An 11,630-nucleotide genomic window follows, 5' to 3' on the forward strand; every position below is an offset into this window, starting at 1 on the left:
AGATTTTTTATAGATTATCTTTATTTTTTTACAATAATGTTTAACTATTTCCCTTATTCTTTTTCTGTCTTAAATACTAAAATCTATTTTCACTCATTATTTAGCCTATATAAATTTTCTATGCTTTCTAAAAAACAAAACAGAAGCTTAAAGCTCCTGTTTTGTTACTACAGTTTTCGATTTTAGAAGTTATATTTCGCCATAAAACCAACACGGTTGTCTTTGTAGCTATTTCCTGCAAAGGTATCGCGTTTACCATTGATATATTCAACACCTAAGTCCAATGGCTTAACTGGTGAATAGATAAAGTTAATCCATGCTTGGTAAACTTCTTCATTTGCTGCTGGATTTAAAGTTGCGTAATCCGTACCATCATCCGCAAACAGTGCGCCATAAGCTAAAGTCGAACGTAATTTTTCGTTGAACTTATATGTACCACCGACCTGCACACCAAATGCTTCATTTTGCTCGATGTTACCATTTGCTGGATCTACGTAGAATGCTGTATTACTTCCATATAGGTAATTACTATTACCTTGTACATAAGATACATCTGCACTTAGTTTTAGCGGGTCAATCACTTGATAATTTACACCAGCTGCCACACCCCAACCTGTTTTATCATCGCCTGATGCATCAGACTTATATTGCTCTACTAAGCCGCGAACAGATGCATTTGCTTTACCATCTGCAAAACCTTGCGTTAATTTTGCAGTTAATACAGGTAAGCTATATTTTACATCTGAAGTAACGTTTGCTGTATTAGTCGCATTTCGAGCTGTTGCAGAACTATTACCTTCTTCAGCAGCAAGGAATAATTTGGTTGCAGGCGCTAAATTAAAGCCATAACGAACTTGTGGAATACGTGCCGTACCCCCACCCACGTTGGTCCCAAAATCAATCATTTCTGGCGCATGGTTAGACAGGAAGTTAGAAGTGGTTTGACCAAATAACCAGTTGTTATAGGTTAAATACGCATGGCGAATACGTAGTGCTTCATTTGTTCCAGCAAAGTCAACTTCAACCTTACCGCCAAGCTTATTATCACCACCAACATTGGTATTGAAATCCAAACCTAAACGCGTAGTTTTAGCAGTTGCGCGAAGCTTGTCTTTGGTTTGACCATCTGAACTAGACACTTTATTGAAGTCATCATCCGCACCTTCAATAATGTAGTTTGCATCGCCACGAACAAAACCATATAGGTTAATGTCAGCACCTGACTTAGATTTAAATGAAGACAATGCTGACTCAGGCTTCGCAGGTGGTGCTGGCTGTGCTTTGACTTGTTGAATCTGAACGGCTTGTTGTTGTTGAACTTGTTGCTGCTGTTGCATTAAAGCTTTTAACTCAGCAACTTCAGCGCGCAATTGAGCAATCTCTTGTTGTTCTTTCGTTGCTGCATGAGTCGTTGTCATCATCAACGCGGCAACACTGAGTGCTAGGCTTTGAGCGACAAATGGCTTTTTAGTGAGGGCTAAACGCATACGCAAGCTTCCTTTATTACATAGTTAGTGGTAAGTCAAAAATTCCATTTCAGTAAAATTTACTATACAAAAACCATTCCATTTCGGTCTCTTTATGTATAGAACAATCTTATAAAGATGAAAAATCGCACATTTCGATGTTTTTGGATATGATCTTTTATTACTTTTGCAACTAAAGTCTAATTAGAAACCTTCTAAACTGGAATAAGCATCACACTTCATCTGCTTTGAATTATGAAATTACAATTTAAAAATGTTTTTGCAATAATTAAGTAACAATTCTTCATATATTCTTAAATATAGACTGAGTTTTCGGTGATATCTATATTTTTTTCTTATAACTAAAGTCTTAGTTTGATTGATAACCACATGCTGCCAAATAAGTGGTCAAAACTACGTCTTTGCATAAAAAGTAGGATAATTATGACGCAGCAGATGTCCGATCTTGTCGATCAAGCAATTCGCTCACGCCATTCAGTTCGTGCCTTTACAAACCAAATGGTTGAGGTACAAACCCTTAAAGATATTTTACACGTCGCCAGCCGAGCACCATCAGGGACCAACACACAACCATGGAAAGTGTATGTGGTCACTGGGAAAAAGCGCGACGAAATAGTTGAACGTGTTTGTCATGCGCAACTTGAGCTTTTTCAACATCCTGAAAAAGCAGCACAATACCAAGAAACTTTCGCTTATTATCCTGAAAACTGGATTTCACCCTATATTGACCGTCGTCGCGAAAATGGTTGGGGGCTGTATGGATTACTCAACATTCAAAAGAATGAAAAAAGTAAAATGGCTCAACAGCAACTCCGTAATTTTCAATTTTTTGATGCACCTGTGGGCTTATTTTTTACAGTCAATAAAGTCATGGGCATTGGGTCTAAAATGGACATTGCCATGATGATGCAAAATGTGATGGTTGCAGCCAAAGCACGTGGCTTAGACACCTGCCCACAAGCAGCATGGAATCACTTTCATTCTATCGTACTGGGTATTCTTGGTGCATCATCAGATGAAGAATTAGTCGGCGCAATCGCTTTAGGTTATGCAGACCCAGAACACATTGTGAATAGCTTTATCACACCACGGGTCCCCGTAGACGAGTTTGCTGTTTTTTTAACTGACGAATAGAGATCACAGCTTTCATTTATCAAAAGAGACTGATTACAGTCTCTTTTTTATACATTTAAATGTCTCAGACTTAGGCTTTTATCCCTTCGTCTTGCCCAAGTTTGAACACATAATATAAAGCCAGTAACACAAAAATAGCCATGACAATGGCCATATTTAAAAGTGCAGACCAAACTAAGAAATTTAGAATCACGCCACAAAGTAAACCACATGCAAATTGCATACTGCCCATAATAGCACTAGCCGTTCCAGCACGAGCGCCTTGCTCAGACATTGCAATTGCCATTGCATTTGGTCCCGTAAAACCAATCGCTGCAACGGCTAAAAACATACCTGCACACACAACAGATAAAGGTGCTGATGCCATGCTTCCTGCTATTAACAGCAAAATAACCCCTAACAATTGCAAAGCACTCCCTATTTTTAAACGTTGAAATACATTTAAACTACGTGCTAAACGTTTATTTAAAGTTGAGAAAAGCATGATGCCAACTGCATTTGCACCAAAGGCATAGGCAAAAATTTGCTGACTCAAACCATACCCGTCCATTAAAATGGCAGCTGAGGCACTGATATAACAAAATAAAACCGCGCCAGCAAAACAACCGACAAACATTGGTCGTCTAAAACTTGGATCTTGGAAAATCGCACTATATAAGTTGAGTACTTGATTGAAATTCAGTTTTAACCGACGCTTTGGATCTAAAGTTTCTTTAAAAAAGAAATGTACACAACAGAGACTTCCCAAACCAACAAGCATCAATATGGCAAAAATACTGTGCCAACTACTAAAACTCAGCACCAAAGCGCCCAAACTTGGTGCAATAATTGGAGCAATGGTCGTCACAATCATCATACTGGCAAAAGCTTGTGCCGAAGCTTGCATATCCAAACGGTCACGAATTGCAGCACGTGCAATCACCACCCCGACACAACCACCTAGAGCCTGTAACACCCGCGCAGCAATTAAGCTCCATTCACTGTTTGCAAACACACACAGTAAACTGGCCACAATATAAAGGCTCAATCCAAAATACAGAGGCTTTTTACGCCCGATTCGGTCACTTACAGGCCCATAAATTAGCTGCCCAAGAGCCAAACCAAGAAAATATGCAGGCAAGCTGTTAGCAACCATTTGTGTGCTTACCCCAAAGTCATCTGCCATTTGTGGCAAAGCGGGTAAGTACATATCAATAGAAAGTGGGCCTAGTGCCGTCAATGAAGCGAGTAAAAGAATCCAAGCGTTAGAATATTCCGCTTTTTCCTGTGTAGTTGACATAGGATTAATGTGTTTTTTAAAGGAGAGTTTGCAGACAAGTTTACACGCTCCATAGTATGATTTATACCTGAGCAAGTGAAATTTCACATATTCTCATATTTGAAAATTGTCTAACCCTAAAAGACAGATAAAGGTGCGCTTTGAAAGCATGGCTGACGAGCCTAAAACAGGCTACTTATAATACAACCTTTATGTATAACCTCCGCATGGTCATCACCTTTGCAGGAACCGCTTTTGTACCTTATTTTATGGGGTTCCAACTGGCAACTATTCCACTTACACTGGGTGCAGTTGCAGCGGGTTTAAGCGATATTGATGACCGCTTTTCTGTGCGCATCATGAACTTGATTTATACCTATATTGGTTTTTTCGTCACAGCCACCTCTATTTATTTTTTATTTCCGCACCCGATTTTATTTGCGCTAGGTCTTATTGTTTCCTGTATCGGTTTTATTTTACTGGGTTCATTGGGACGTCGTTATGCAACCATTTCATATGGTTGTTTGGTTATTTCCGTCTATTCCATGCTTGGTGTCGGTCTTTTTGACCAATGGTATATGCAACCTTCGCTTTTAGTCATCGGTGCAATTTGGTATAGCCTGATTTCAACCATCAGTTTTCTGCTTTTCCCAGTACGTCAGGTTCAAGATAACTTATCCAAATGTTATTCGTCTTTGGCCGATTTTCTCTTTGCCAAGTCTAATCTATTCGATGTAGATATGACGCCAAATAGTTATCAACAAAGTATGATTGAGCTGTCTCTGGAAAATGGCAAATTAATTGCGATATTCAACGACATGAAAACCGCTCTACTCACCCGTTTAAAAGGTGACCGCGGGCAGCGTGATACCCGTCGGAGCTTGCAATATTATTTTGTCGCACAAGATATCCATGAACGTGCAGATTCAGCACATATTGACTATCAAAAACTGGCTAAGATCTTTCAGCACAGTGATATCTTGTTTCGCTTTCAACGTATTTTATCCATCCAAGCCAAGGCCTGTAAGGACCTCAGTAGCAGCATATTAAACCGCCAAACCTACGTGCATAATAAACGCTTTAAACATGCATTTGAAAACCTCCGCTTATCTTTAGAAAAGCTCAAAGATGAACAACAATATGACCAAATTTGGGTCAATGCACTGTTTTCCTTATTTCAAAACTTAAAATCAATTGATGCACAGCTTCGTAACTTAGAAACTGAGCGCAATATTAAATTTGATAAAAGTAAGCACATTGAAAGTCAGCTTAAAGATGATGATCTCAAAGGTTGGGATGACATTGTGGTGCGGATTAAACAAAATCTCACGCCTGAATCCGTACTATTTCGACATGCAATACGGGTTTCGATTGTGCTCTTGGTCGGCTATATTTTTGTTCAAGTAACCAATATTCAATATGGTTATTGGATTTTACTGACCGCTTTATTTGTCAGCCAACCCAACTTTAATGCCACCAAACGCCGTTTGCGCTTGCGGATCATAGGTACATTGATGGGAATTCTTTTAGGTTATGCCATCTTGTATTTTGTCCCATCCATTGAAGGCCAATTGGTCATGTTAGTGATCAGTGGTGTCCTCTTTTTCGAACTTCGCAGTAAACAATATGCTCAAGCCACTGCATTTATTACTATTTTGGCTTTAATTAACTTTAATTTAGACGGCATGGGTTACGCCGCGGCACTTCCGAGGATGATTGACACCCTGATTGGCTGTGGGCTAGCGTGGTTGGGTGTGAGTTTTATTTTCCCCGATTGGAAATTTCGTCGTCTCCCCCGCACCATTTACCGCTCCCTTGCCGCACAATGCAATTATTTGGCTGAAGTAATTGAGCAGTATAAATCTGGACGCAACAATGGCTTGAATTATCGCGTTGTTCGCCGTGCAGCGCACAATACCGATGCCGAAGTTGCTTCACTCATTTCAACTTTAGCCACCGAGCCTGACTTTGATCCCACTCAAAAAAGTTTGGCATTTGAATTTCTGTGTCTCAATCATACCTTTATCAGTTATATTGCAGCACTGGGTGCACATCGTGAAAAAATTGACGACCCACAAATTTTAGAATTGATGGATCGCGCTTTTGATAATATCCAAGGCGCACTGCTACGTGACGAAATGCCTGATTTAACTGCACAGAATATGCTTCAAACCATTCGTCAACGTTTAAGCCAAAATAATGAAGAAGATCAAAAAGCATTGATCATTTTGCAACAGCTGTCATTGATGTTTAGCATCCTAAATCAATTCAGTCGTTTGAAGCAAAGTTTGAGCCATGAACGGGATCACGAGGCTACAGAATTAGCTTCATTATAATTTGGGTGATTTTGGAACAATATACTCACTGAAATGCTCTAAATAATGCTAAACTTTTTGCAGTTTTAAATCTGTTACTTTCACTATGACCGCGAAAAATTTATACGCTTATACTTTACAGCCTGTGAACTATGAAATCACTGAGTCTGAACAACGCGATGCTCAATTAAAAATTTGGCGTAGCACAAACAAAATCAGCCTGAAAGCCTGGATCATCATGGGTGCAGTCGTTGCCCTTTCAATCCTCGGCTTAATTCTGCTTAAAAACTATTCCACAATTTTTTGTTGGGTTGCCATAGCCTGTGTTGTAGTCTATCTACTGGTCCGTAAATTCGGCCTAGAATGGTATGTAAAACGCAAAATGAATGAGTTTCCAGTACAGGAAATTAAAGGCATTCGCTTAGGTGTACAACCTCATGGTCTGGTTATGCGCCAACAAATGGGCATGCAGGAAGGTGTCGGTGCAATCAGTTGGAAAGATATTTATGAATGGTACAACACACCTGAGTTCTTATTGATTAAGTTTAAGGTGAAAGGCCAAGAAGGTGCTTACATCCTGCCAAAGCGCATGGATAGTAAAAACTTCTCATTTAATACGATCCGTACGCATTTAAAAGAAACTGTGGGTGAAGCTCAGCCGCTTTAATCGCTTTTTATTTTATAAAAAACCTCCTTATTTGGGAGGTTTTTTTATCCCCTAAACCTCTAAATATAAATGATAATGAGAATAAATATTAATTGCTAAATCCATAGTATCTTCTCAATCTTCAGGTATAATTCGCGCACAACAAATCGCTCACGATCAAGTCTAGCCATGTTTAAAAAGACATTTTTCCAAGTGCATTGGTTTTTGGGAATCACTGCGGGTCTCATTCTATCTCTTATGGGTGTCACAGGTGCCATCTACTCTTATGAACAGCAAATCTTAAAGTGGATGAATCCTAGCAGCTATACCGTTCAAGCAAGTCAAAACAATAAATTAACTCCTGCTGAGTTGTATCTGCATTTCCAAAAGAATGATCCAAGCATCCAAATTAACAGTATTACCATTGCTCAAGAGCCCACTGCATCCAGTACAGTTAATATTGTGAAAGAAGGTGCACGCCGTGGCTATAACATGATGGTAAATCCATATACCGCCGAAGTTTTACCCGAAATCAAAGGTCGTGATTTTTTTAACTTTATTCAACAACTACACCGCACTTTAACAGTCGGTCCTGTGGGTAAGCAAATCACAGGTGCCTGCACCCTCATGCTCATCTTCTTTGTATTGAGTGGTTTGTACCTCCGTTGGCCCAAGCGTCACTCCATCAAACAATGGTTTTTTGTTAAGCCTAAATTGAAAGGACGCAACTTCATTTGGGATTTACATGCGGTTGTTGGCACTTGGGTGGTGATTTTTTATCTCATCTTGGCCTGTACGGGGCTGTACTGGTCCTATGATTGGTGGCGCGATGGCATGTTCAAAGTGCTTGGTGTTGAACGCCCGCAACCACAAATGCAAGAAGGCCCCCGTCCAAATGCAGGTGTAGTTCAAGGCCCACGCGGCGAACAAACGGGTGCTCGTGGTGGCGAGTCACGTGAGCAAGGTCGTGGCGGCCCACAAAGCGAGCACGCTACACGTGGGCAAGGTGAGCATAAAGGCTTATCACCTCAACAAGTGCAAATTGCTTTAACCCAAACATGGACAGGCTTTAATGCACAAGTTGGTCGCGACTATTCAACACTGACCTTAAATATCCCGAAAAAGCCAGATGGCACACTTGAGCTTTCATTTGTAGATGCAATTCCACAGCATGAGCGAGCGCGAAATTCAGCAGTCTTTAATTATCAAACTTCAAAAATTGAAAAAATGGAGTTATATGAAGAGAAGAAGCTAAATGAAAAAATCATGAGCAGTATGCTTCCTGTACACCGTGGTAGCTTCTTTGGCCCAATTTATCAATTCTTTGCCATGTTCGCATCACTAATGATGCCACTGTTCTTTATAACGGGTTGGATGCTCTATCTGAAACGCCGTAAGCAAAAGAAACTGACCCAACAAGCCCGTGGCGGAGCATTGAATGTTACGGTTGATCCAAATGCGAAACCATGGCTGATTGCCTATGCAACACAAACAGGTGTGTCTGAGCAAATCGCTTGGCGTACTGCAACCAGCTTACAAGAAGCAAGACAGCCAGTAAGCGTAAAAGCGGTACAACACTTAACGCTTGATGACTTAAAAACTGCCGAACAAGTACTTTTTATTGCAAGTACTTATGGCACGGGTGAAGCACCTGACTTAGCCAGTAGTTTTGAAAAGAAATTTTTAAATACAACCTTGGATTTGTCACACCTGCACTATGCCGTATTGGCTTTAGGCTCTCAAGAATACCCTGACTCCTATTGTAGTTTTGGGCATCGCATTGACCATTGGTTAAAAGCCAATGGAGCGCATACTTTATTTGCAACCATTGAAGTCAATAATGCAGACAACAGCGATATTCAGCGTTGGAATAGTGCTCTTGCCTCTGCAACAAAACTTGAACTTCAAGCCATGAATATTGATAAAACTTTTGATCAATGGACTTTGGCACAACGTGAAGTACTCAATCCAAACAGTGTTGGCGCACATGCTTATAATATCGAGCTAAAAACCAACTTCGATGTTACATGGCAAGCAGGCGATATTGCTGAAATCCAACCTGGTAATAGCACAGCACGTATCCAAGCCTTCATGCAAAAGCATCACATTGCAGCACAGAGCATCGTTGAATCCTTAGCTATTTCGATTGAGCAAGCACTTTGGGATAAAAACCTCAGCACAGAGATTGAGCCTTTTGCCAATTTGGAACATTTGCTGGAACAGTTAAGTCCTTTACCTACACGTGAATACTCGATTGCAAGTGTACCGACCCAACAAGTGTTACGTTTGGTTGTGCGCCAACAGCAAGATTTAGAAGGTGAACTGGGCTTAGGTTCTGGTTGGTTAACCCAACATGCCGAGCTTCAGCAACCTATCGCACTGCGTATTCGTACCAATGAATCTTTCCACTTGATCAATGACAACCGTCCTATCATTTGTATTGGTAATGGCACAGGTATCGCCGGTTTAATGAGTCTACTCCATGCACGTACCCGCCTAGACTATACTCAAAACTGGTTGATCTTTGGTGAGCGTCAGCGTGAACATGATTTCTTCTATCGAAGTACGATTGAAGCATGGCAAACCACAGGCATTTTGCAACGCTTAGATTTAGCATTCTCACGAGATCAAGCAGAGAAAGTTTATGTACACCATAAACTGACTGAACAAGCCCATGAGCTTAAAACATGGGTTGAAAAGGGTGCCGTCATTTATGTCTGCGGTAGCATTAATGGGATGGCAAGTGATGTTGATACAGCATTGGTAGAAATCTTAGGCGAAGAAAAATTAGATCAACTCCGCCAAGAAGGTCGTTACCGTCGTGATGTTTATTAAACATTAAATCAAGATGAGAAAACCGAGCCACAGTGCTCGGTTTTTTTATATATAAATTTGCTAAAATCCATGCAAAGCCTAAACTCACAAGCCTACATGCAAAAATCAAAAAGAATCATTAGTTTTATCATCGGTTCATTACTTTTCGCAAATGGCTTGTATTTTATTTTACAACTACGCTTTGATTTCGGCATCCTCCTGCCTTTGTTTATTGGATTAGGTCTGCTAATTTATGCACTCACCGCCCCTAGGCTTAGGGCTTATATTCAAACCAATAAAATCCGACAATCAATATGGCGTTACACTTGGGCTATTTTCTTGCTATGGATTTGTAGTTTAGCCATTTTCTTTCTCTTTTTAAAATTTTCAAATGAACAAAACATACCCCATGTCAATGCACCCGCCGTTTTAGTTCTTGGCAGTGGGCTAAAGCACGGTAAACCGAGTCCAACTTTAGCCAGTCGCTTAGATCAGGCAGCTCATTACGTAAAACAATATCCAGAAACTATTATTGTTGTAAGTGGTGGGCTATCTCCACAGCAAAACATCAGCGAGGCCAACGCAATGCGTCAATATTTGGTGGATCAACACCATATTCCAGCCCATCGCATCTACACCGAAGAACAAAGTACCAGTACAGAGTTAAACCTGTTCAATAGCAAAAAGATTTTAGCTCAACAACATATCTCTATTGAACAACCAATTGCGATTGTCACCAGCGATTTCCACATTCCACGTAGTCGTGCGATTGCAATTCGCCAAGGTTATCAATCACCCATCATGATCGGTGCTAAAACACCACTTGAAACTCGCTATAACGCATGGCTACGAGAGTATTTTGCCTTTATTAGCGGTTGGCTACTCAACGAATACTAAAGCAAAACCATATATTAATGCAGACGAATATGACGTGGTGAAGGCAATTGTAATTGCTTGAATAAATCAGGCTTTTGTATCGAAAACTGATACAGATAATTTTTAATATCTAATAATAATTTTTCAGGAGCAACCAAAACATTCTGCCCTTCTGGTGTTAAATTCATCGACACTGTCGTATTTTCAACACGTAAAAAAGGAATCACTTTTTCAACCAAGTCCGTTAAACCAATACTCTGAATTTCATAACCCGCCCAATTATCTTTCACTAAAAGCTGTGCTAAGCCTTTACTCTGCCACATCGCAAATGAACGCTGTCCAGTTGGTGTAGCACAGAGTGCCCACCCATCATGATACAACGCCAAAACATGGCCCTGATGCACAATAGTTTCAATAAAAAGACGATAAACTTGGAGAGGATCGTAAGCAGTATTTTGATTTTTAGATGCAGCTTTGCGTTGATATGGATTTCTCATAAATCTGTCATGTTTTAAAATTATTATTGCACAGAAGTGTATGAAAACAGCTTGAGATAAGCAAGGTTTTTACGACTAGGGAATATGGTGGGCGCTGACGGGATCGAACCGCCGACATTCTGCTTGTAAGGCAGACGCTCTACCAACTGAGCTAAGCGCCCTTGAGAAGTAAAAATAGCATTGCTATTTTTATGATGCAAGAAAGAAATCTTGCTTGATTCCATTTACTAGCACAAGGGATCTAGGAAATGGCGCAGCGGACGGGGCTCGAACCCGCGACCCCCGGCGTGACAGGCCGGTATTCTAACCAACTGAACTACCGCTGCAACGGTAATTGCGAATGCAATTAGGGTCATTAAGCTTACAGCTTGAATATGGTGGGCGCTGACGGGATCGAACCGCCGACATTCTGCTTGTAAGGCAGACGCTCTACCAACTGAGCTAAGCGCCCTGATTTAAGATTGTCAGTCTTAGATTTCAAATTTAAGCTCAGGAACTTAAATTTATATTTAAATGGCGCAGCGGACGGGGCTCGAACCCGCGACCCCCGGCGTGACAGGCCGGTATTCTAACCAACTGAACTACCGCTGCGTCGTAAATATG

General features: G+C 40.6%; 8 protein-coding genes and 4 tRNA genes. 5 read left to right on the forward strand and 7 right to left on the reverse strand.

What is annotated here, in order from left to right; translation table 11 throughout:
• Positions 1–182: 182 nt before the first annotated feature.
• A complete protein-coding gene (locus GBI16_RS16270; RefSeq protein ID WP_086208502.1) occupies positions 183–1,487 on the reverse strand; it encodes a DcaP family trimeric outer membrane transporter in 1,305 nt (434 codons plus the stop codon).
• Positions 1,488–1,910: 423 nt separating this feature from the next.
• Here GBI16_RS16270 and GBI16_RS16275 point away from each other — a divergent pair, with 423 nt between their 5' ends.
• Positions 1,911–2,621 carry a nitroreductase gene (locus GBI16_RS16275; protein WP_086208503.1) on the forward strand — a complete coding sequence of 237 codons (711 nt, stop codon included), beginning with the start codon at positions 1,911–1,913 and terminating at the stop codon, positions 2,619–2,621.
• Positions 2,622–2,691: 70 nt separating this feature from the next.
• Here the strand turns inward: GBI16_RS16275 and GBI16_RS16280 are convergent, their stop codons facing one another.
• On the reverse strand, positions 2,692–3,900 hold the full coding sequence (locus tag GBI16_RS16280) for a multidrug effflux MFS transporter (RefSeq protein WP_151707476.1): 1,209 nt from the start codon (positions 3,898–3,900) through the stop codon (positions 2,692–2,694).
• A 140-nt stretch (positions 3,901–4,040) separates the two neighbouring features.
• On the opposite strand from GBI16_RS16280, the gene yccS reads away from it, so the two are divergent.
• The 4 genes from yccS (at position 4,041) to GBI16_RS16300 (ending at position 10,551) form a co-directional block, all read left to right on the forward strand.
• Positions 4,041–6,215, forward strand: coding sequence for a YccS family putative transporter (gene yccS / locus GBI16_RS16285; protein WP_119063568.1), 2,175 nt, complete (start codon positions 4,041–4,043; stop codon positions 6,213–6,215).
• A gap of 85 nt (positions 6,216–6,300) precedes the next feature.
• The gene (locus GBI16_RS16290) at positions 6,301–6,861 is read left to right on the forward strand and encodes a YcxB family protein (protein WP_086208506.1); all 561 of its coding nucleotides are present in this window, start codon (positions 6,301–6,303) and stop codon (positions 6,859–6,861) included.
• Between the two features lie 168 nt (positions 6,862–7,029).
• Positions 7,030–9,675 (forward strand): sulfite reductase flavoprotein subunit alpha, encoded by a 2,646-nt coding sequence (locus GBI16_RS16295; RefSeq protein ID WP_151707477.1) that lies wholly within the window; start codon positions 7,030–7,032, stop codon positions 9,673–9,675.
• Between the two features lie 69 nt (positions 9,676–9,744).
• Positions 9,745–10,551: a YdcF family protein gene (locus GBI16_RS16300; protein WP_228267857.1), complete on the forward strand. Its 807-nt coding sequence runs from the start codon at positions 9,745–9,747 to the stop codon at positions 10,549–10,551.
• Positions 10,552–10,565: 14 nt separating this feature from the next.
• Here GBI16_RS16300 and GBI16_RS16305 read toward each other — a convergent pair whose 3' ends face one another.
• From GBI16_RS16305 to GBI16_RS16325, 5 genes are all read right to left on the reverse strand, one after another.
• A complete protein-coding gene (locus GBI16_RS16305; protein ID WP_086208508.1) occupies positions 10,566–11,027 on the reverse strand; it encodes a DUF2750 domain-containing protein in 462 nt (153 codons plus the stop codon).
• An 85-nt stretch (positions 11,028–11,112) separates the two neighbouring features.
• Positions 11,113–11,188: transfer RNA gene (locus GBI16_RS16310), tRNA-Val, on the reverse strand.
• An 88-nt stretch (positions 11,189–11,276) separates the two neighbouring features.
• Positions 11,277–11,353, reverse strand: a tRNA-Asp gene (locus tag GBI16_RS16315).
• A gap of 49 nt (positions 11,354–11,402) precedes the next feature.
• A tRNA-Val gene (locus GBI16_RS16320) sits at positions 11,403–11,478 on the reverse strand.
• 63 nt (positions 11,479–11,541) lie between these two features.
• Positions 11,542–11,618, reverse strand: a tRNA-Asp gene (locus tag GBI16_RS16325).
• Positions 11,619–11,630: the final 12 nt, after the last annotated feature.

The organism is Acinetobacter sp. TUM15064 (assembly GCF_008980265.1).
In the GTDB taxonomy this organism is placed as follows: Bacteria; Pseudomonadota; Gammaproteobacteria; order Pseudomonadales; family Moraxellaceae; genus Acinetobacter.